Consider the following 20,839-nt stretch of genomic DNA (forward strand, 5'->3'; position numbering starts at 1 on the left):
TATGTAATTTTATATTTGATATAGTATTTTTCAGGATATTTTAAAATACAGGAATTACAGAATATTCACCTGTTATATCATTAAAATATACATCATAATGGAATGCTGTAGCTAAAGGAATGTTGGCACCTCCTACGGCTGCTACTCCAAAGAATTCCTGTGCTACTCCCCAACTTGTTCCCCAATCATGATTAGCTCTGAACTTAAATTCACCGGAATTCATTGCAACATTCTTCTTCACCCAGATATGAGGATCAAAAGTTGATTTCTGAAGATCAAGATCCGTATTCCAGTCCCCTGATGCTGTTCCAATCATTGAAATAGTTGTATAAGTTGTTGACGGAGCAGGTACGGATACTAATGTATAAGTCAAAGCGGTTGTATTAATACTGAGCTTATAATACCCCGCAGCTGCAACAGGAATATTCCCTGATCCACCACTTGTACTTAATGTTCCTGGAGAACCTAATCCATATTGCGGATCCCATGATCCAGGAGTTTTAATCATTTTAAATTCTCCCTGTGCAAAATACCCAGTATAAGAATAGATCCCGGCAGTAGCCGTTTTTTGCAATGGAAGGAAATTAGTATTAGCTGTTGTATTTGTCCATCCGGCTGACGTGGCATCCCCTATTAGATATAAATCTGTATAGTTATAAACAGGTCCTAAAAGATAAGGAGTTATTGTTAAAGTAATTACCTCAGAATAAAAGGGTGCTGCCCCAACTAAAGTTCTTAAGCGAACCTCAATTTCAGCTGCTGCATTTGTAGGTGCTCCTAAACTCAATGCTATATTGTTAAGTTGTTTATGAGTAAAGGCTATAGGAGAATTTGTAGCTTCCATAGTAGAAGCATCTTTAAAACTTTTCCCTTTTATTGCAAACTGTAACTGTTGTGTGTAAACTACAGGTAGATCAAAAGTTGACTTACTCCAGGTCACATTCAAAGCTACGTTATCAGGATTGTTTTTATCCAAAACGATCGTTGTCTTATCTGGTGTAATCTTACTTTGGGTAGTTTCAGTAATAACAGCCTCATCATCGTCTTTTGTACATGAGATAACCCAAAGCCCTACGAAAGCTATTGCTAAGATTTTAAAAAAATGTTTCATTTTTAGACTTTTAAAAGTTAATACCCTGGATTTTGAATCAAATTAGGATTAGCTACGATATCATTAGCTGGAATAGGAAATAGATTTCTATATTCATCCACTCCTTTTCCTTCTTTCACACCACCTTTCCAAGGCCATACATAAGCACTTGAGGTAAATTTCCCATATCGTATTAAATCAGTTCTTCTGGTAGCCTCCCACGACATTTCTCGCGCTCTTTCATCTAAGAAAAAGTCAGTATTAATTGATGTAACTAAGTTTCCTCCTGCTCTTGTTCTGAGAGCATTTACATATCCTAATGCAGTTGCAATATCACCTCCTGAACCACCTCTAGTAACAGCTTCGCCATACATTAAATAAATATCTGCTAAACGATATAATGGTATATCAGCATCTACAAAATTTCCTGTAGGGTCAGAACCTGGTGCATTGTTAGCATATTTTATATTTTTATATTTAATAAAAGCATATCCGTCAGTAAAAGCAGTTATATCATTAATCTCCAGATTTTGCCCGCTTGTATAGAAATTACCTCTTTGGTCATTAGAGTTTCCGTTAAACAAACTCACAAAGGATTTTGTCGTTCTTAAACCACCCCAACCACCATTGACACCAAATTGAGCAGCAGGCATTGAACCTCCAATAGCAGCATGTACCATGAAAGTTGAGCCCCCATAAGTTTTTGTACGCATTCCATCATAATTTACTGATAAAATAACCTCCGGATTATTCAAATTATTATCCGCCATAAACAATGAGCCATAATTTGATTTTAAGGCATACCCAGAACTAATTACTTTTTTACAATAAGTAATACAATCTGTATTTCTTTCTGTCCCCGTATAAACTTTTGCGTTTAGATACAGTCTTGCAAGTAATGCCCAGGCAGCAGCTTTATCCGCTCTACCATATTCATTTGTTTTAGGATCTTTTAAATCGTTGGCACAAGCCAATAATTCAGTTTCCACAAACTTAAATAATTCTGGTCTTGTAATTCTTGGAGGCGGATTATTAATGATATCAGTTGTTTCCAATACATAAGGAACATTTCCAAATAAATCTAAAGCATGATAGTATGATTGAGCTCTTAAAAATCGAGCTTCAGCATTCATATATTTAGCTTCAGTAAGATTACTTCCTGAAATTCCATTGGTAGCAAGTTTTTCATCGGTTGTATTTTTGATGAATTCATTACTAACAGCAATAACGTTATACATTCTATAATAAATCGCCGCAACAAAAGGATTTGAAGCATTCCAGGTCATATTATGCATTTCAGGCAAACCAGCATCACTCCAGGCAATAACAGCCTCATCTGTCGTCAATACCTGCATACTATACATCTGACGAAGATAATTGGAAAACCCACCATCTATACCTCCGATATCCGTATTTCCATCTCCATTATTTTCATCACCTTGTCCTCCAATTGCTAAACCTGCATAGATTTTTGCGAGAGCAGGTTTATAATTATTAAAATCTTTGTATAATACGGTAGAGGTTAAACCCAAGGTTGGCTCTCTTTCGAGATCCTGTGTACAAGATCCTGTTGAAATTAAAGTTCCTAATGTAATAGTTCCAATAATTAGTTTTTTATATAAATACTTATTTTTCATGATAGATTAAAATTGAAAGTTAAACCCTACTGAATAAACTTTAGGTCGTTGATAAAATCCGTTATCAATTCCACCAAAAACCTCAGGATCCACACCTTTGTATTTGGTGATTACAAATACATTTTGAGCCATTGCATTTATCCGTAAATTTGTGCCTTTCCCCATAAATTCACCTGCGTTATATCCAACCGTAATGTTATCCATTCTTAGGAACGAAGCATCTTCTATAAACATATCAGAGAATAACTGTGTAGTTGCAAACTGAGTATTTAGAACACTTGAATTGGTATTGCTTAAGAAATTGTTTGCCTGAATATTTGCTATGGAACTGTTAGAAGCTGAATTATTATAAACATAGTTACCTAAAACCGCTCTAAGAGATGTTCCAATATCCCATTTCTTAAACTTCACCTTTGTGGAAAAACCTAGTATAACATCCGGATTCGGTGACTTGTAAAAATATTTATCATCTTCTGTTATTTTTCCGTCCCCATTTCTGTCAATGTAAGCCCCGTCCAATGGTTTTCCGTTAGCACCGTAGACCTGTTGATAAACGTAAAAGGCATTAAGAGGTTGACCAACTGTAATTGCCTGAATATAATTGTTGATTCCAGAAATACTTCCAGCAGGTATCTTATAAGCAGAATCTACATATTGTGAAAGACTCGTAACTTTAGGATTGAATCTCGTTGCATTAAAATTTACATCCCACGTTAGATTTTCATTTTTTATCGGAATGATATTTAAATTAGCTTCAAATCCCTTATTAGCAATAATTCCAACATTTTTAATATTAAAGTTATTTAAATCTCCAGCCCAAGTTGGAACTTTTGCAATCAGATTCTCAGATTTCTTATCAAAATAATCTATTGAACCATTAATCCTACTATTAAGAATTTCGAAATCCAACCCTAAATTTTTTGTGGTTGTAGTCTCCCAAACCAGATTAGGATTATAAACATCCGGACGAAGTAACGTATAAAAGTTATTCCCAAATTGGTACTGAGCAGTACTACTATTGCTATATGAATATGAACCAAAAGCGGGATAAAAATTACCTGTTTCCTGTTGTCCTGTTTTACCCCATCCAGCTCTTATTTTCAAGGAATTTATACTTGAAATATTCTTCAGAAAATTTTCTTCATTGATTTTCCAAGCAACTGACACTGCCGGGAAATTACCCCATAAGTTATTTTTATCAACTCCATTCCAGAATGTAGAAGAACCATCTCTTCTTATTGATCCGTTAATGACATATTTATTAGCTATAGTAAAAATACCTCTAGCATAAAAAGACAATAAGGTTCTTCTTGTGTCTCCGGGAGTTGAATAATCTGTTTTTTGGTTGCCATAATATGTAGGTGCTTCAGGAGTAATAGAACGAGTATCCTGATAAGAATAGCCTGCAATAATATCCAAATTGGTATCTATGGCATCAATTTTCTTAACATAATTTAAATATGACTCGAAAAGTTTACTTTTTATTTCTTGGGAATACGAACGGTAAGATCCTAAACTCCCTATTCCTTGAGCATAGTCTTTTGATACATTTACAGATCCATCACTTTTTGCATAATCATATGATCCCGTCACATTTAAACGTAAATCAGGCAGAAAATGGAATTTATAATCTAATTGAAGGCTAGGTATAATCCTGAAAACAGACGAAAGATCTCTTTTCCCGTACAATAATCCCAAGGGATTTCTGGTACCATTTACATTTAGTCCTGTAGCCTGATTTTGAGGATCCAACCACTCATAATACCCTCCATAATTTGAATTACCAGAATACACAGGCTGAGTAGGATCAAAATAGATAGATGCTCCAATAGCCCCTTTATCTGGAAATCTGTTCTCAGAAAATGTTCCTTTAAAGTTACCATTAACAGTTAAGTGATTATCAAAAAATTTAGGTGAAAAATTTAAACCTAAAGATGTTCTTTTAAACTCATTGGTTCTAACAATACCATTTTGCTCATTATATCCTATAGAAACTCGATAAGGTAATTTTTTAATGCCTCCGGAGAAAGCTATATTATTGTCAGTTCCCCATGCTTGTTGATAAATCTGATCCTGCCAATTGGTATTTGCATTTCCTAGGTATGTCTTTTGAAGTGCAGTTCCGTATGTATTTACAAAATCTCGAAATTGGCTGGCATTGAGGACGTCCACATTACCCATTTTGGTAGAGACTGAAAAATTGGTATTGAAGTTAACTTTCAATTTACCTGTAGTTCCTTTCTTTGTTGTAATTAAAATGACCCCATTTGAAGCTCTGTTACCATAAATCGCTGCGGAAGAAGCATCCTTTAAAATATCAAAAGTTTCAATATCATTTGGATTTATGAGAGCTAATGGATTAGTGGCACCACTTAAGCTATTAAAGTCAATAGGTACACCATCAATTACTATTAATGGATCATTATTAATAAATGAAGAACCTCCTCTTACTCTTATAGTAGAACCTGCACCGGGCGCTCCACTGTTCCCAGTTATCTGCACGCCTGGGGTTTTTCCCACAATTAATTGGTCTGCAGTTGCTGCACCACCATTAAAATCTTTTGATGTCACTGAAGAAATAGATCCTGTTAAATCTGTTTTCTTCTGCTTTCCATATCCAATCAGCACCACTTCCTCTATTTTCTTTTCTTTAGTCACAGAGTCTTGTGCATAAACCATTGAACTGGCTAATAAAAAAGCAGGTGCTATTTTTAATACCGTTGTAAAATTTCTCACAATATTTTTTTTATATAGTTTCGTTTTTGTAGTAATAATGGCGTGAAAACCACGCTTGCAATTTAGAAAAAAATTAGAATTATCATAAATTTAATAAAACTTTAGATAATTTTATGTAAATTAAACGCGGTCCAAAGATTAGATTTCTGCTTTTCATCAATTTACACGATCTTATGCGTTGCATAATATTATCGCAGGATTAACAAAAAGTTAAACAAGCGTTTAACAAAATGTAATATTTATTTCCCAATAATCGCTTATTGTTGCTAATATTGAGGGCTATCAAGAATTTTCGGGAGATAATCCGTATATTTGTAGTTAAATTATTACTATAAATGTCAAACAGAAAGATGATTACGGCAGCTTTGCCTTATGCAAACGGACCGGTTCATATAGGACATTTGGCAGGTGTTTATATTCCTGCGGATGTTTACGCAAGATTTCAAAGAAGGTCAGGAAAAGATGTAGCGTTTATCTGTGGTTCGGATGAGCACGGGATCCCTATTACGATAAGAGCCAAAAAGGAAGGAGTTACTCCTCAGGATATCGTGGATAAATACCATGAGATCATTAAAAAATCTTTTTCAGATCTTGGAATTTCATTCGATGAATATTCCAGAACCACTTCTAAAAAACATTATGAAACCAGCCAGGATTTCTTTAAAACATTATATGAAAAGGGAAAATTCACTGAGGAAGTTTCTGAACAATATTTTGATGAGCAGGCTAACGAGTTTTTAGCAGACCGCTATATTGTAGGAACATGTCCTAATTGTGGGAATGAAAATGCTTACGGAGATCAGTGTGAGAAATGTGGTACTACCCTTTCTCCTTCAGAACTGATCAATCCGAAATCAATGTTAAGTGGAAATGTTCCGATCCTTAAAGAAACCAAAAACTGGTATTTACCTTTAAATGAATATGAAGATTTCTTAAACGAATGGATCATTGAAGGCCATAAAGACGACTGGAAGCCCAATGTATACGGACAGGTAAAATCCTGGTTAAATGACGGACTAAAACCACGTGCAATGACCAGGGACCTCAACTGGGGAGTTCCGGTTCCACTTCCTAATGCCGAAGGAAAAGTATTGTATGTTTGGTTCGATGCTCCTATCGGATATATTTCTTTTACTCAGGAATGGGCAGAGAAAAACGGAAAAAACTGGAAGGACTACTGGCAAAGTGAAGACAGTGACCTGATTCACTTTATCGGAAAAGATAATATTGTATTCCATTGTATCATCTTCCCGGCAATGATGAAGGCACACGGAGATTATATAATGCCTAAAAATGTTCCGGCATTTGAGTTCCTCAACCTTGAAAACGATAAAATCTCAACTTCGAGGAACTGGGCGGTATGGGCACATGAGTATGTTGAGGATTTCCCGGGACAACAGGATGTTTTGAGATATGCTCTTCTTTCTTCTGCTCCCGAAACAAAGGATAATAATTTTACGTGGAAAGATTTCCAGACAAAAAATAATTCTGAATTAGTTAATAAATTTGGAAATTTTATTAATAGAGTTATTTCTTTTACAAATAAAAACTTCGAAGGAAAAGTTCCAAACGGTACTTTAGATGAGGAGAGTAAACATGCAATCAAAACTGCATTAAATGAAGTAAGTAACTATTTAGAAAAATACGAATTTAGAAATGCTCTAAATTCATTTATGGCTCTTGTCGATTATGGTAACTTGTACCTTCAAAATGCCGAGCCTTGGAAAACAATAAAAGAAGATCCAAATAAAGCTGCTCAAGCTCTATTTGTTGGGGCTCAAATTGCAGCTGTAACAGCCCAAATCTGTGAACCATTTATGCCTTTCACAGCTGAAAAACTATATGGATATTTTAATATTACAAAGAAAAATTGGGAGGAAGTACAAAACTCACAAATCCATATTGAAATTGGCCATAAAATTGAAGAAGCACCTTTATTATTTAACAAAATAGAAGATGATGTTATTGAAGCGCAAATCCAAAAGCTTGAAGACACAAAACAAAACAATAAGAAAACAAATCCTAACGCCAACCCAATGAAAGAGGAGATTACTTTTGACGATTTTTCAAAAATTGATTTAAGAACAGCTACTATTTTAGAAGCTGAAAAAGTAGAAAAAGCCGATAAGCTATTAAAGTTTACGGTTGACACAGGAGTTGATGTAAGAACAGTAGTTTCAGGAGTTGCTGAGAGTTTTACTCCGGAAGAATTGATTGGAAAACAGGTGATGATCTTATTAAATCTGGCTCCAAGAAAAATTCGTGGAATAGAATCTCAGGGTATGTTATTATTAACCACAAAGCCGGATGGAAAACTATCTTTTGTTACTCCGGATGACAGCAATGTTGAAAACGGTATTGAAATAGGCTAAATATTTAAATGCATAGTAAAAAAATCCCCTAAGGTTTTACCTTAGGGGATTTTTATTTTTATACAATTGTCCTCGCAGGGATACTCATATTCTATTTCTTCATTAGTTTTGCCAAATAAGCATCTTCATCCTGCATCACCTTTTCAATATTGAAACCATTATTTTCTGCAGCATTCTTTAAAGTCTCAAAATCCAGGTATAACCACTTGATAGGATCTTCGGACTCTCCTTTATAGTGTACGATATAATCCAATTCTCCATAATAACCTTCTGCCGGGATATATACTCCGCCATCTTCATCCCGGTCAAACATGTATAAAATATCTGTACTGTCGATTAAAACCTGTCCGTTATCATTGAGCAATAAATGCAGTTTTTGGAGGTAATTATCTATTTCAGCCAGGCTTCCAAAAATCCCGGTTCCATTCATTAACAACAATATGGTATCAAAAGTTTCGCCAGAGAAATCAAGCATATTCTCGCAGACAGCTTTTTTAATTCCTCTTATCTGACACACCTGAATCGATTTTGGGGAAATATCCAATGCCACAACATCCAGATTCCTGATATCCTGAAGATATAAAGAATGAGAACCAGCTCCGGCTCCGATATCTAAAACCTTTCCATAAGATGATTCCAGAGCTTTTTGTTCCAAGGCATTCATCTCTTCAAAGGTTCTGAAAAGATAATCTACAGGAAGTTCATCCAGTTCGGAAATTGAAGTTTCAGTCTGCAAATCTTCAGGATCTTCATTATGATGGTAATCCCAGATTGCTTTTCCCATTAAATCTTTCATAATAACTTTTAATCAAGCAAAGATAAGATTTTTGCCTTGAAAAGCTATCGCGGTAATTGATAGAACAAAAGATAGTCTAATCCAATTAGCGGAGATTAATTTGTTACCGGTAGTAACAGATAGCCCCGATAGGAACGGTTACCCCACAGCAAGAATCGGGAAAGCAAGGCGCGAGGAGTATGAGTGGATAGCGGGAAAAAGCTTCAAAATATACCTATCAAAAGAAACCCGAACGATTTGTCGGGACCATTCTTATTCATTCGCATGCAATTCTCTCCTCCTTTCTGCCTGTGACTCATCTTGCGCAGCACCGGCTTTCCAGTATGAATATGCATATAGCTCAGACTGATTCCAGCTCTTTTCTTTTCTGAAATAATTGCGAACCTCTTTCATGGTGGAGAGTTCACAGGCAATATATCCAAATTTTGAAGTTTCCGGGATCTCCACCCTTCGCACCACCTCAGCAAGCTTGTTTCCTAAGTGAGCATCAGGATTATGAACCCATATGAATTCAATATCGGCCTTGGTTTCCAATTCCTGCTCGTCTTCTCTCCCATGGACTTCGATGACACAAACTCCTTTTGCCGTTTCGGGAAGGGTTTCTAAAATGGCACTCAAAACCGGAATTGCAGTACCATCACCAATAAGAAAATACCAATCTGCCTGAGGATAAAGTTCCTTGGCCTCTGTACGCATCATCACGCCTAGCTTTGAGCCCTTTTTCGCCTCTCTAGCCCATTTTGAAGCAGGACCACTATCACCGTGATCAATAAAGTCAATAACCAGTTCATTGGCTTCAAAATCAATTCCCCGATGCGTATACGTACGGATAAAGGGAGCGACTTCCTTTGATGGATGGATCCATTCATGATTTTCATTTAAAGTTGGAAAATAGATCTCGTTCAGCCCATGGGGAGGAATCGCAATTTTATTGTTATCACCGATCGTTGTATTTCTGAACATCGAAACATCTTCGGCCTTAAGATAAACTCTGATAAAATGAGGAGTTATGTATTGTTTTTTGATTACTTCGGCAACGATCTGCCCTGCTTGCATTGTAGCCATACCTTTTTTTTTTAATTAATATGCTATACACCAATCATCCTTTGAAGCCTTTGATAATAGGACATAAGGATAAAGAACATTCTTCATAAAGAATGATACAAATGTAGTTAATTATTTTTATTACGTCTAAATAAAAATAATATTATTGAAATAAATTACATTTTATCGGGTTCATTTTCATACCATAAGATACCAAACAAGAAAACGTAAACCCCAGACTCAAAATAAATCCGGGGTTTACAAGTGAAAAACAAGGTATCTTTACAAAGCGGGACCAGCCGCATCTTTTATTTCTTCTAACAATTTTTTACGTTCTCTCAATCTCCTTCTGGCAATCACGGATTTACCACCCAGCATTCTGATAAATCTACCATATTGAAACCATTCTTTACCGAAATGATGGGTTAAAACGTAAGCCAATACCCCTAAACCTACTATTATAATGTAACCAAATATCTTTTTGGACGCGATAATGATCGCGTTCAGCTGAACGAGTTTCATATTACCTGAAAGTGTTTGAGGAGTCACTGTCATTCCATCAATATAAACAGCCAGATCTCCTACCGCCACCACCTGAAAGTGGTATTGAAACCATGAATAGATTGCTGAAAATATCCCTACCGCTAAGAATGTTCTCCAAACCAGCACCAAGCCGATTGCAGCAAGCATATCATCAAGTTCCAGTTTATCAAGCGTATAATACCATACTGAGATAAACAATGAACACATCCCATAACCTTTTAAAAACATAGGCAGATACCAACCTTCATAATTGAATTCCAATACCATTGAAAAGTACATGATCATAGCATATCCTATCATCGCAGAAAATCCTGAAAAAATGAACATCTTTAAAGGTTTTTCATTTTTAAACCAGAAAATAGCTGTAATCCCAGCCAAAATAATTCCCGGAATCATCAGGATGCTGAGCCTTGCATTGGTCAATTGATCATATCCCAATACTCCCACCGCAAACGTATTTTGCAAAGTTGTTGTCCCTAAAAACATTCCCAGCCAGAACAACATGAACAATCCATTCTGGACATTGTTTCTTTTGAATATGGAAAATGACAGATAAGGTCTTTTTAATGTTAATTGTCGTGTTGCCAATAACGCAAAACTTATAAAAGCACCAATGCTGGCCTTTATTATTTTCGAAGAGTTCCACCAATCCTGCTGCTTTCCAAAAGAATATACATATGCCGAAAACATGAATGAGGAAATAAAAAGCAGAATACTCAGCCAATCAATATAATGCAAAGGAACTTTAAGGGCAAAATATTTATCATGCATAAAGATCCAATGAATCAGTGCCAGTACAAAACATAAAACGGACACAATAATGTAAAAATGCTGCCAGTTGTAAAGAACAGACACTTCTACAGCATAATAACTTGCCACCTGATTCATCATAAGGACGAACGTATAAAATGCTCCGTAGAACATCCCCCTGTTTCCTATCATTGCCATTAATGGTAAGAACAGTTCAATAGTAACCATCATTTTCAGAAAACCGATGACTAGTGCTGTTATTACGATTACCATTGGTTGCAATGTGGTAGCATTAACATAGCTTAGTAGTCCTAAAAGAACAAGAATTAAAGTGATCTTATCGCGTACCTTAAATCTCATCTTCATTCTTAGAACTACAGGCATACAGGCTCCCATTCCTATTGTCGTTGCATAATTTGCCCATAGAAAATATTCTGACAGAGCTCCCGTTCCTCCTACAAGATAACTTATATTACCTGTATACACTCCCCCCAACGGCATTACCACGGCAAGAAGTAATAGGATCAGTAAAAGCTGAACCGGCTTTGGAACCCAATCATGATATAAGCCTTTGTTATACATTTTTTATTTTTTTTAGATGTTACAGACAATTGAAAAAGTTGAAAATGATGTCTTACTGACAAATCTTTCAATCTTTCAATCTTTTAATCTTTTAATCTTTCTTGTTAACATTCACATTCATATTCATCCCCGCACTCAGTTTATTGATATCCTCTTTTTTATTAGCGGCAGTAAATTCTATTCTTACGGGAATTCTCTGCTGTACTTTAATGAAGTTACCGGTAGAGTTGTCTGTCGGAACACTGGAATATCTCGATCCAGTAGCTGCAGAAATAGCCGTAACAATTCCTTCAAATTGTTGTCCGCCGAGCGCATCCGCCGTCATTATCATCTTCTCTCCAATTTTAACATTCGGCATCTGGCTTTCCAGAAAATTGGCAGTTACCCATTTCTGACCATTCAGTACAATCGTAGCTACCTGCTGCCCCGGCTGGATCAGTTGGCCTTCGGAAATCGTTCTTCTCCCCATAACGCCGTCATAGGGTGCAGTAATTACGGTATAAGAAAGATTGATTCTTGCCATATCCAATGCCGATTTTGTTCTTTTGATCTCGGCATTATTGATCCCAAGCTTGCTTTTAACTTCCGTCGTAGAAAGGTTCGCTGATTGCTTTTGATTAACTAATGTTTCGTAAGCTGCTTTTTGTGCATCATATTCTGTTTTCACCTGGTCATATTGTTGTCTGGTAACAGCTTCTGAAGCCAATAGGTTTTTGTACCTGTTCAGGTTTTGTTCAGCATTCCATAATCTGGCTTTTGCCCCTGCTATGTTAGACTCCATCACGTTAACATTATTAGAAACCGTATTTACGGATGATGATGTAGCGGAGCGCTGTGCCAAAGCATTTTGATACGCTGCTTCGGCCTGGCCTAGCTGGGTTAAAATTTCATTTTTATCTAAAATAACCAAAGTATCTCCTTTTTTTACCTGCTGGTGCTCAATAAATTTAATTTCTTTGATATAGGCTGAAACCCTGGTATTGATTGGATTGATAAATTCTTCAACCTGGGCTGCTTCTGTATAAGTCTTATCTCCGATATGAAAATATTCCCTAACCAGCCAGAATAAGCCAAAACCAATAGCCAGAAATACAATAATATTGGAAATAATTGCTCTAATTTTATTTTTCCTGGCTTCCTTCTTTTTAGCTACTGCGCTTGAAACCGCAGGTGCCTGTTCTATATTTTGTTGTTCCTTGTTTTCCATTATCTTGATTTTCAGTTTTAAAAATTAAAGTGTTCCCGTAGATTTTAAAAGATTATAATATTGATACAGAACATTGATTTCTGCATTGGCAAAGTCCAGTTCAGACTGTAATTTCTGATTTTGAGCATCAATCATTTCAGCTTGTACAGCCAGCTGATTGAGATATCTAGCCTCTGTAATCTTGTAATTCTCTTCGGCCAGTTTTTTGGCGTCATTAAGAATATCAGCCTGCTGAATAGATTCCTGGTATTTAACATAAGCCGCATTAACTCCCATGTCTACATTTTGCTGAACTAAAGTCATTGCATCTCCAGCTTGCGTTTTTTGTATTTCTCCAAGTTTAATTTTCTCTTTCGTTTTATAAAGATTGTCGATATTATAACTTAGAGAAACTCCTGCCTGCCATCCTCCGGAATACATATCCACAACAGGATTTCTTGTCGTAATCGGGCGCTGTAAAGTATAACCTCCAAAACCGGATAACGTAGGAAGCTGATCGGTTTTTATAATCTCTATATTTTTATTTGCAACATCAATATTCGTTTTGGCAGACTTTAGCTGTGGATTACTGTTATGAGCCAGATCCATATAATACTCCATTCCGATACCCGCTTCCTTATTGTCTAAACTTTCGACAGGAATAATTTCTGTTTCAGAAGGTAATCCTAATGCAATATTCATATTATAATTAAGGATCTTCCGGTTATTAACGAGCGTTAAGATTCCCTGATCGAGATTCTTTATTGCCAACTCTCCACGGATCACTTCATTGCGGGTAACCATTCCTTGCTGATAAAATTTCTGGATGTTTTTCAGGCGTTCCTGGGCCAGTTTCTTATTATTCTGAAAAACGGATTCCTGATTAAGAATTTTGTAGATATCCAGATAATTGGATATAACTAAGAGCTTAACGTCCTGTTTATTCTTTTCAAGATCCAATTCAGAAAGCTGTTCCCTTAATCCGGCTAATTCTATAGATTTATTCACCAATCCTCCTTTGAAGATCAACTGAGTAGCCTGTACTGCATATGAGCTTCCATAGTGAGGCATAGGAATAGTGGTAGAACCCGAAAAATCTTTGTCAATTGCTACTGCATCTCCCAAGTAAAACTGACTTGTTGATGCCGTTATATTAGGCAACTTCTGGAGTTTTGCGACACCTGTCTGTTGTTTTGCAATATTGATATTTTGAGCGGTAACTTTTAGCTGCTGATGATTCTGAAGAGCCAGTTCAGCGACCTCATTCGCTGTCATTTGTCTGACTTCCTGAGAAAAAAACAGCGCAGGGAATATAGCTATCAAAACTGATAGTGCTGTTTTTATGTAATGTATCATTTTACCTTGTTTTTACATAGGCAAAGTTACGGCAACACAGAAATCAAACAAATGTTTGATAACTGGAAAAAGATGTTCAAATGTAGGATTTACCTGTCAAACTGATTTCTGTATTGGGTGGGACTGATCTCTAAATGCTTCTTAAAAAAGTGAGAAAATGAATACTGATCACTAAACCCAAGCATGGAAGAAATCTCTGAAACAGACTTTTTGGAAGAGTTTAGAAGTACTTTGGCTTCGTTGACCACTATAGCCGCTATGATCTGACTGGCCGACTTTCCGGTAATAGATTTCACCACCGACGAAAGATGTCTGGTTGTAATGGACTGTCTTTCGGCATAGAACTCAACAGCTCTTTCCGTATGGTGATGTTCTGCGAGATCTGTCAAGAAGATAAAAACAATTTCTTCCTGTCTAGACATCTGCCCCATGGCGTTGCTATCCTCCTTGGAAATAATCCCGGCCATCTGGTAGCAAAAAACGGAAAATAAGTGTTCCACTATCTCCTTTTTATACATCATTTCCGTTTCCGAATCCAGTATATATTTAAGGAAATTAACACTTTTCCACACCAACTCCATTTCATCCTGCTGAAAAGGAACTCCTTTATTCATTTGTTGCCTGAAATAACGGTATCCGATAAGACGGTTAAATTTCAGGGATAAAGCAGAAATAAACTCCCTTTTATAAGAAACCATTCTGGATTGAAAGTCATCACTTACCGATACCATTTCATAAACAGTCTGGGGATCGGTTACCATAAACATATTGGGCATAAGTTCAAGGTCCCTGAAGTGCTGACGAAGCTTTATAGTCCCGGTTTTAACAAATATAAACGCAGGATTATCTGGACGAAAGGGTTTTTCGACAGAAATTCTTTCAAAGATATTATGCTGTGTAAAGATCTCTACACCGAATTTTTCAAGGACAGACATACCACAAATGTATTCAATCTCTTGGACGATTGCAAAATTTTATTAATTTCGTATTAACCAAATTCCAAATTATGAGAAAGATAGATTTATTTTTCGCAGAATATTGTAAAAACCACAGAAATAAAACCAATAAGCTCATTCATTGGATGTGTGTTCCTCTCACTTTTTGGAGCATATTAGGCTTTATCTCCTTACTTCCTTCACCGCATATTTGCTCTCCTTACTTTGGTTGTGCCAGCATCATAAGCATGGTTGCAGTTGCATTCATTACACTATTTTATCTCAGACTATCCTTCCTGATCAGCATGATGATGCTTATTATCATGATATTGATGGAGGGTTCAATATATATGGTTAATATACGATTCTTGAAAAACGCATGGATTATTTATTTTTCAATATTCGTGGTTACCTGGATCTTAAGACTTTTCGGACACAGAATCGAAGGTAAAAAGCCTCCCTTCTTAAAAGATCTTCAATTCCTTCTAATGGGGCCTATTTGGTTATTAACCTTTATTTTCAAAAAGACAGGAATAAAATATTAACAGTCTTTCTTTTGAATTATGCATCATTTTTGATAAGATTCATAAAAAGAATCATGAAGAACTTAATTTTACCCTTATTGCTCATAATATGCATTCATTGCAGTAAATCAGATGGTGTCGCCAGTCCAAGAGCTAGTGCTGATCTTGTAGAAGTACTACCGGATGATAAAACAGCTAATTTCTCAAAAAACGAACTAGTTCCTTCGCCTCAAGAGGAACCGCGGGAAAATACACCCAAAAAAATTGATACCATTTCTAAAAAAATCATTAAAAATGGAGAAATGCGTATCCAAGTTTCAGATATTAAAAAATCCCTGGATCAGGTAAATGAAGCCTTAAAGAAAAATAATGCTTATATACAAACAGAAGATTTTCAAAACTCAGATGAAGATGAAAACCTGAGCCTTACGATCCGTGTGCCTCATAAAAATTTTGATGCTTTAATCAATTCCTTTTCTAATGGGATAGGTTCTGTTTTATCTAAAAACATTTCCTCTGAAGATGTTACGGAAGAGTATACAGATGTTAGCATTAAACTAGCCAATAAAAAGATTTATCTTGAAAAATACCGGGATTTGCTTAGAAAAGCCTCCAATACGAAGGATATGCTTGAAATCCAGGAAAAAATCCGTGGTCTGGAAGACGAAATAGATGTTGCAGAGGGAAAACTTCGTTTTATTGATGACCGTGTGAACTACAGCACACTCAATTTGAGTTTATATAAAGAAAAAATAAGAAGTTCAGCTACATCAAAAATAGGTTTTGGAAGCCGGTTTGGAGATTCCATTACCCAAGGCTGGAATAGTTTTATAAGTTTCATACTTGGACTCATCTCTTTTTGGCCATTCTTTTTAGCCATCCCGCTTATTGTTTTCCTTTGGAGAAAATGGAAAGGAAGAAGAAAACAAAAATAGATCTGAATATCTATATCCGGATCTATTTTTGTTTTTAAAACTATGCATTAAAATGCTTCTTTACCATTTCCAGCACTTTCTCGTCTGACATTTGCTGGGACGTGTCTAATGTAATTTTCAGATCCTTGAACTGAGCAGTATCATGCAGATAGTGTTTTAATTCTTCCTGAATTTTTCCCGGACCGGTAATATATACTTCCTGAGAATTTATTAATAAATGTTCAACTTCTTTAAAAAACTTAATCCGATTCGTCCTTTCCGCATTATTACCTGCATTTTCACTTGAATTACCATGCTGAATCTCAGCTTTTACAGGATTACAAAGAAAAAATTTAAAGGCATTTTGTGCATCGTGATTTTTTGCAACGATAGCTTTTTCGGTATCTATCCAGATTCCTGCTAATTTTTTGTCTGACATAATCTTGTATTTTAATGTTACCCTATATAGAACAACAATGGTGCAAAGACGACGTTAATGCATGTTAAAAATAATTGCACTAAAAAAATTAAACAACAATGAAACAAGACCTGTTATACGAAAACTCTTTATAAGAAAGATCTACATAATTATTTACCAAGCACAAATACAGCGGGGATTTTATGAAGTTCCGGTTTTTTCTTTTGCCATTCTTTAATGGTTTTCGTCTGAATAAATTCATGCTCAGGATCGTTGATATTAGCAGCGATACACAATTTTGTATTGGGAGACAAAAATTTACACAGGTCTTCGATAAGGGGATTATTCCGATAGGGTGTTTCCATAAAAATCTGAGAATATCCTGTCTTTTGTACCAGGCTTTCCAAATGCAGAATTTGTTTTTTCTTTTCTCCTTTATCAATAGGAAGGTATCCGTTAAACGAAAACTCTTGACCGTTAAACCCACTTGAAATCAGAGCCAGGATAATAGAAGATGGTCCTGAAACAGGTATTACTCTTATATTTTTTTCATGGCACCATTTCACAATCAGATTTCCCGGATCAGCGATGCAGGGAAGGCCAGCTTCAGAAAGCAATCCAAAATCCTGACCTTTTAACATGAGTTCCTGAGCATCTTTAATATCTTCATTCTGGGTATATTTATCCAGTAAAAAAAGCTTGAGATCGGATTGTTTTTTTTCAGGAGCAAAGAATTTAATGACCTTTCGGGCAGTTTTTTCATTTTCCACAAAGAAATAATCGGTTTGCATGATATAATCATTCATCACCGGTGAAAAATGATTGATAGGAGTATTTTCTGATAAATAGGCTGGAAGTAAAAAAAGCATTTTTTTATTTTTGGGTTCTTTCTTTTAATGAGGGTTGTTGAAAATATTGGGTCAGATCCATTGAGAACGTCACTGAGGTGATTTTCCATGTCCCGCTGATCTTCATTAAGGTCCATATTTCTTTTCCCCAGTTACTCATTTTTCCGTCATACCAAAAGCTATAATCGAAATTAGCAGAAGCTATGGAACCGTCTTCAATGATCCTGATATTATCAAACTTTTCTTCTGATTTATCGTCTTTAAAACCCTTAATAAAGGTTTTATAATCATCGGTAAAGTGGCTTTCTGCTTTTGGATTTTTTTCAAGACGTTTCAATTGAGTCCTTTCACTATATGTTCCCATCCATAAAACCGGTTCCTGAAAAAGGGAAAGAAATTTACTTTCATCCCTGGTTTTGATGCTTGTCATAAAATCATCCATTACTTTTCTAATGGCAATCTCGTCATTTGTCTGGGCAAATAGAAAGTTGGCAATTAAAACAAAAAAGAAAATAAAGTATTTCATTTAATTTATAATTTGATTACAGATCGTATTGCATGCTTCATCCAAAAGTTGATAAACATCTTCAAAATCATCCATATTTCCCCAATAAGGATCGGGAACATCAGCATTTTCATGATTTCCTGCAGCTTCTAAAAACAGAAATATTTTCTGCCTTTGCTCCTCATTTTTTGCTTTTGAAATTACATCTCCATAAATATCAATATCCATACAGTAGATTTTATCAAAATTTTCCAGATCCGCTTTGGTGATGGGTCTGGATCTTTGTTTGGAAATATCAATCCCATGATTAGCTGCCGTTTTTATCGCCCGTTTATCCGGATGTTCACCTTCATGCATTGAAATCGTTCCCGCAGAATCCACTACAAAACCGGGAGGGAGCTTTTCTTTCATAATTCCTTCTGCTAAAGGGCTCCTGCAAATGTTTCCCAAGCATACCATCAATATTTTCATGTTACAATTCTATGAATTAAGGACTAGCATATCTATCAAAATTAAACAAAAAAATGAAGAATAATTCCTATCCTTCATTTTCTTTATATCAAATTAAATTATTCTAGTGTTTGATTCTTTCCGTAAGCTCTTTTACGTACTTTTTCACTTCTTTGTCTATCTTGGAAACATCTTTAATAGTTTCACAAGCATACATTACCGTTGAATGATCTTTACCTCCCATTTCTTCACCGATTTTAGTAAATGTAGCATTGGTAAATTCCTTTGCAAAATACATGGCCAGCTGTCTTGGAAGTGCAATTTCCCTTTTTCTTGTTTTCGAAAGCAACTGCTCTCTTTTAATACCAAAGTAATCACATACGATCTCCTGAATATAAGGAATGTTGATGATTTTTTTCTGATTGGCTGCAATCTTATTGATGGTATCTTTTAATAACTCAAGACTAAGATCGGATTTATAAATAGTGGAGTAAGCAATTACAGAATTGATCACCCCTATAAGTTCTCTTACGTTGGTCTTTGCTTCAGCCGCTAAGAAGTCAAGCATATCTTCCGTCAGTACAATACCATCTCTGCTTAACTTATCAACGATAATTTTTCTTCTGGTTTCCAGATCCGGAGATTTGATCTCTGCAGAAAGTCCCCATTTGAAACGGGAAACGATTCTGTCCTGAATATCCATAATATCTACCGGAGCCTTATCAGAAGTCAGGATGATCTGCTTTCCATTCTGATGCAGATAGTCAAAAATATGGAAGAAACTATCCTGTGTTGCCGATTTACCAGACAAGAACTGAATATCATCAATGATCAAAACATCCACCATCTGGTAGAAGTTTGCAAACTCGGTTTGCTTGTGTGCCTTTGCTGCTGAAATGAATTGCTGTATGAATTTTTCAGAAGACAAATAAAGCACTACTTTATCCGGAAACTGGCTTTTAACTTCCAATCCTACCGCCTGTCCCAAGTGTGTTTTACCTACTCCATATCCTCCATATAAAAACAATGGATTAAAGGCAGTAGCACCAGGTCTTTTTGCTATAGATCTTGCTACTGTTGCAGCAAATTTATTGCTTTCTCCCTCTACATAGTTATCAAAAGAAAAATCAGATTTCAGATTGGAATCGATATTTACTTTTTTAATTCCAGGTACAACAAAAGGATTAACAATATTGGATGAAAAACCTTGAGGCATTGTTTCCTGCACTTTCGGTGTAGGAACACTTTTCCCTTTCATGTTCATGGTAACTGGTTTTTCTAAGCCATTAGGCTTATTTTCCATTACAGAATACCATAATTTTACTCCTTTACCTATATTTTTCTTCAGGGCCGCAGAAAGTAGAGATAAGTAATTATCCTCAATATATTCCTTGTAAAAATCACTAGGTACCATTAATGTAAGATTATTGTCAACCAAAGAGATTGGCTGCACCTTATCGAACAATAAGTCGAAGGATTTTTCAAGTTTTTTCAAATCAGAATTATCTTCAGCTGCGTTAAGGTTGTCACGCATAAACTGAAGGCACTTCTGCCATATCATCATTAAATTTTCATCCATATTTATGCCCCGATTAATTCTTTAGTTAGTACTGTGTTTAGAAGGAAGACAAAGGTCTAATTTTTTATTTTCAAAAAAAAATTTTGCAGGTATTGATTATTTAAAAATATATTTGTATGTATAATTTGAGACCCAAAATGATACACACAATCCACTCAATACGAGTACGTTACGCCGAAACCGACCCTATGAAATATGTCTATTATGGCAACTATGCAACGTACTTTGAAATTGGCAGAGTTGAGCTATTTCGATCCATCGGAATGTCATATAATGAAATTGAAAACCAGGGAATTTGGTTACCCGTTTCCGATTATAAAATTAAGTATTTAAAACCAGCTTTATACGATCAAAAATTAGAAATCCACACCTATATAAAAAAAATACCCGGAGTACGGATTGAATTTGAATATGAAATCTACAACGAAGAGGGAGTAAAAATTACCGAAGCTTCTACCACCCTGTTCTTTCTGGATTCATCAACCAACAAAATCATCAGATGCCCGGAGCATTTATTGAATCTTTTTAAAGCAAACTGGAAGGTTGAAGAAAATACCCCTGAATAATTAAGGTA

General features: G+C 35.7%; 18 protein-coding genes. 4 read left to right on the forward strand and 14 right to left on the reverse strand.

The features are described 5' to 3' along the window. Positions 1-40: 40 nt before the first annotated feature. The 3 genes from AAEU33_RS18315 to AAEU33_RS18325 are packed head-to-tail and all read right to left on the reverse strand — an operon-like array spanning position 41 to position 5,463. Positions 41-1,111, reverse strand: coding sequence for a SusE domain-containing protein (locus AAEU33_RS18315; RefSeq protein WP_345989509.1), 1,071 nt, complete (start codon positions 1,109-1,111; stop codon positions 41-43). Positions 1,112-1,128: 17 nt separating this feature from the next. Then, complete coding sequence (locus AAEU33_RS18320) at positions 1,129-2,727, reverse strand: RagB/SusD family nutrient uptake outer membrane protein (protein WP_345989511.1); 1,599 nt, start codon at positions 2,725-2,727, stop codon at positions 1,129-1,131. A 6-nt stretch (positions 2,728-2,733) separates the two neighbouring features. Then, positions 2,734-5,463: a SusC/RagA family TonB-linked outer membrane protein gene (locus AAEU33_RS18325; protein WP_273647507.1), complete on the reverse strand. Its 2,730-nt coding sequence runs from the start codon at positions 5,461-5,463 to the stop codon at positions 2,734-2,736. A 335-nt stretch (positions 5,464-5,798) separates the two neighbouring features. On the opposite strand from AAEU33_RS18325, the gene metG reads away from it, so the two are divergent. Continuing rightward, positions 5,799-7,835 carry a methionine--tRNA ligase gene (gene metG, locus AAEU33_RS18330; RefSeq protein WP_345989513.1) on the forward strand — a complete coding sequence of 679 codons (2,037 nt, stop codon included), beginning with the start codon at positions 5,799-5,801 and terminating at the stop codon, positions 7,833-7,835. A gap of 91 nt (positions 7,836-7,926) precedes the next feature. On the opposite strand, the gene AAEU33_RS18335 is transcribed toward metG, so the two are convergent. The 6 genes from AAEU33_RS18335 to AAEU33_RS18360 form a co-directional block, all read right to left on the reverse strand. After that, positions 7,927-8,631, reverse strand: coding sequence for a class I SAM-dependent methyltransferase (locus tag AAEU33_RS18335; protein ID WP_345989515.1), 705 nt, complete (start codon positions 8,629-8,631; stop codon positions 7,927-7,929). Positions 8,632-8,883: 252 nt separating this feature from the next. After that, on the reverse strand, positions 8,884-9,696 hold the full coding sequence (locus AAEU33_RS18340; protein ID WP_345989517.1) for a siderophore-interacting protein: 813 nt from the start codon (positions 9,694-9,696) through the stop codon (positions 8,884-8,886). A gap of 261 nt (positions 9,697-9,957) precedes the next feature. Continuing rightward, on the reverse strand, positions 9,958-11,550 hold the full coding sequence (locus tag AAEU33_RS18345; protein WP_345989520.1) for an MFS transporter: 1,593 nt from the start codon (positions 11,548-11,550) through the stop codon (positions 9,958-9,960). A gap of 91 nt (positions 11,551-11,641) precedes the next feature. After that, positions 11,642-12,757, reverse strand: a complete 1,116-nt coding sequence (locus AAEU33_RS18350; RefSeq protein ID WP_345989522.1) for an HlyD family secretion protein — start codon at positions 12,755-12,757, stop codon at positions 11,642-11,644. Positions 12,758-12,781: 24 nt separating this feature from the next. Next, positions 12,782-14,092: a TolC family protein gene (locus AAEU33_RS18355; RefSeq protein WP_345989524.1), complete on the reverse strand. Its 1,311-nt coding sequence runs from the start codon at positions 14,090-14,092 to the stop codon at positions 12,782-12,784. Between the two features lie 89 nt (positions 14,093-14,181). Then, positions 14,182-15,027 (reverse strand): AraC family transcriptional regulator, encoded by an 846-nt coding sequence (locus tag AAEU33_RS18360; RefSeq protein ID WP_273647500.1) that lies wholly within the window; start codon positions 15,025-15,027, stop codon positions 14,182-14,184. Between the two features lie 71 nt (positions 15,028-15,098). Here AAEU33_RS18360 and AAEU33_RS18365 point away from each other — a divergent pair, with 71 nt between their 5' ends. Together AAEU33_RS18365 and AAEU33_RS18370 are read left to right on the forward strand one after the other, a co-directional pair. Next, positions 15,099-15,572: an Mpo1-like protein gene (locus tag AAEU33_RS18365; protein ID WP_273647499.1), complete on the forward strand. Its 474-nt coding sequence runs from the start codon at positions 15,099-15,101 to the stop codon at positions 15,570-15,572. Positions 15,573-15,625: 53 nt separating this feature from the next. Next, positions 15,626-16,486, forward strand: a complete 861-nt coding sequence (locus AAEU33_RS18370; RefSeq protein WP_345989527.1) for a DUF4349 domain-containing protein — start codon at positions 15,626-15,628, stop codon at positions 16,484-16,486. 40 nt (positions 16,487-16,526) lie between these two features. Here AAEU33_RS18370 and AAEU33_RS18375 read toward each other — a convergent pair whose 3' ends face one another. The 5 genes from AAEU33_RS18375 to dnaA form a co-directional block, all read right to left on the reverse strand. Next, a complete protein-coding gene (locus AAEU33_RS18375) occupies positions 16,527-16,904 on the reverse strand; it encodes a hypothetical protein (RefSeq protein ID WP_172277728.1) in 378 nt (125 codons plus the stop codon). Between the two features lie 149 nt (positions 16,905-17,053). After that, on the reverse strand, positions 17,054-17,752 hold the full coding sequence (locus AAEU33_RS18380; RefSeq protein WP_345989530.1) for an SAM-dependent methyltransferase: 699 nt from the start codon (positions 17,750-17,752) through the stop codon (positions 17,054-17,056). Positions 17,753-17,756: 4 nt separating this feature from the next. Next, on the reverse strand, positions 17,757-18,257 hold the full coding sequence (locus AAEU33_RS18385) for a nuclear transport factor 2 family protein (protein ID WP_345989532.1): 501 nt from the start codon (positions 18,255-18,257) through the stop codon (positions 17,757-17,759). Next, positions 18,258-18,707: a low molecular weight protein-tyrosine-phosphatase gene (locus AAEU33_RS18390; protein ID WP_345989534.1), complete on the reverse strand. Its 450-nt coding sequence runs from the start codon at positions 18,705-18,707 to the stop codon at positions 18,258-18,260. 103 nt (positions 18,708-18,810) lie between these two features. Next, positions 18,811-20,265 (reverse strand): chromosomal replication initiator protein DnaA, encoded by a 1,455-nt coding sequence (dnaA, locus tag AAEU33_RS18395; RefSeq protein ID WP_172277724.1) that lies wholly within the window; start codon positions 20,263-20,265, stop codon positions 18,811-18,813. A gap of 137 nt (positions 20,266-20,402) precedes the next feature. Between dnaA and AAEU33_RS18400 the strand changes: the two genes are divergently transcribed. Then, positions 20,403-20,831, forward strand: coding sequence for a thioesterase family protein (locus AAEU33_RS18400; RefSeq protein WP_345989537.1), 429 nt, complete (start codon positions 20,403-20,405; stop codon positions 20,829-20,831). Positions 20,832-20,839: the final 8 nt, after the last annotated feature.

It is taken from the genome of Chryseobacterium sp. Chry.R1 (assembly GCF_039645525.1).
Classification (GTDB): domain Bacteria; phylum Bacteroidota; class Bacteroidia; order Flavobacteriales; family Weeksellaceae; genus Chryseobacterium; species Chryseobacterium proteolyticum.

Excerpts from the sequence above, each read along its gene's own strand:
- AAEU33_RS18385 (WP_345989532.1), bottom strand. The coding sequence starts at position 18,257 with ATGAAATACTTTATTTTCTTTTTTGTTTTAATTGCCAACTTTCTATTT.
- dnaA (WP_172277724.1), bottom strand. The coding sequence starts at position 20,265 with ATGGATGAAAATTTAATGATGATATGGCAGAAGTGCCTTCAGTTTATG.
- AAEU33_RS18320 (WP_345989511.1), bottom strand. The coding sequence starts at position 2,727 with ATGAAAAATAAGTATTTATATAAAAAACTAATTATTGGAACTATTACA.
- AAEU33_RS18400 (WP_345989537.1), top strand. The coding sequence starts at position 20,403 with ATGATACACACAATCCACTCAATACGAGTACGTTACGCCGAAACCGAC.
- AAEU33_RS18390 (WP_345989534.1), bottom strand. The coding sequence starts at position 18,707 with ATGAAAATATTGATGGTATGCTTGGGAAACATTTGCAGGAGCCCTTTA.
- AAEU33_RS18365 (WP_273647499.1), top strand. The coding sequence starts at position 15,099 with ATGAGAAAGATAGATTTATTTTTCGCAGAATATTGTAAAAACCACAGA.
- AAEU33_RS18340 (WP_345989517.1), bottom strand. The coding sequence starts at position 9,696 with ATGGCTACAATGCAAGCAGGGCAGATCGTTGCCGAAGTAATCAAAAAA.
- AAEU33_RS18370 (WP_345989527.1), top strand. The coding sequence starts at position 15,626 with ATGAAGAACTTAATTTTACCCTTATTGCTCATAATATGCATTCATTGC.
- AAEU33_RS18350 (WP_345989522.1), bottom strand. The coding sequence starts at position 12,757 with ATGGAAAACAAGGAACAACAAAATATAGAACAGGCACCTGCGGTTTCA.
- AAEU33_RS18315 (WP_345989509.1), bottom strand. The coding sequence starts at position 1,111 with ATGAAACATTTTTTTAAAATCTTAGCAATAGCTTTCGTAGGGCTTTGG.
- AAEU33_RS18360 (WP_273647500.1), bottom strand. The coding sequence starts at position 15,027 with ATGTCTGTCCTTGAAAAATTCGGTGTAGAGATCTTTACACAGCATAAT.
- metG (WP_345989513.1), top strand. The coding sequence starts at position 5,799 with ATGTCAAACAGAAAGATGATTACGGCAGCTTTGCCTTATGCAAACGGA.
- AAEU33_RS18335 (WP_345989515.1), bottom strand. The coding sequence starts at position 8,631 with ATGAAAGATTTAATGGGAAAAGCAATCTGGGATTACCATCATAATGAA.
- AAEU33_RS18380 (WP_345989530.1), bottom strand. The coding sequence starts at position 17,752 with ATGCTTTTTTTACTTCCAGCCTATTTATCAGAAAATACTCCTATCAAT.
- AAEU33_RS18345 (WP_345989520.1), bottom strand. The coding sequence starts at position 11,550 with ATGTATAACAAAGGCTTATATCATGATTGGGTTCCAAAGCCGGTTCAG.
- AAEU33_RS18375 (WP_172277728.1), bottom strand. The coding sequence starts at position 16,904 with ATGTCAGACAAAAAATTAGCAGGAATCTGGATAGATACCGAAAAAGCT.
- AAEU33_RS18355 (WP_345989524.1), bottom strand. The coding sequence starts at position 14,092 with ATGATACATTACATAAAAACAGCACTATCAGTTTTGATAGCTATATTC.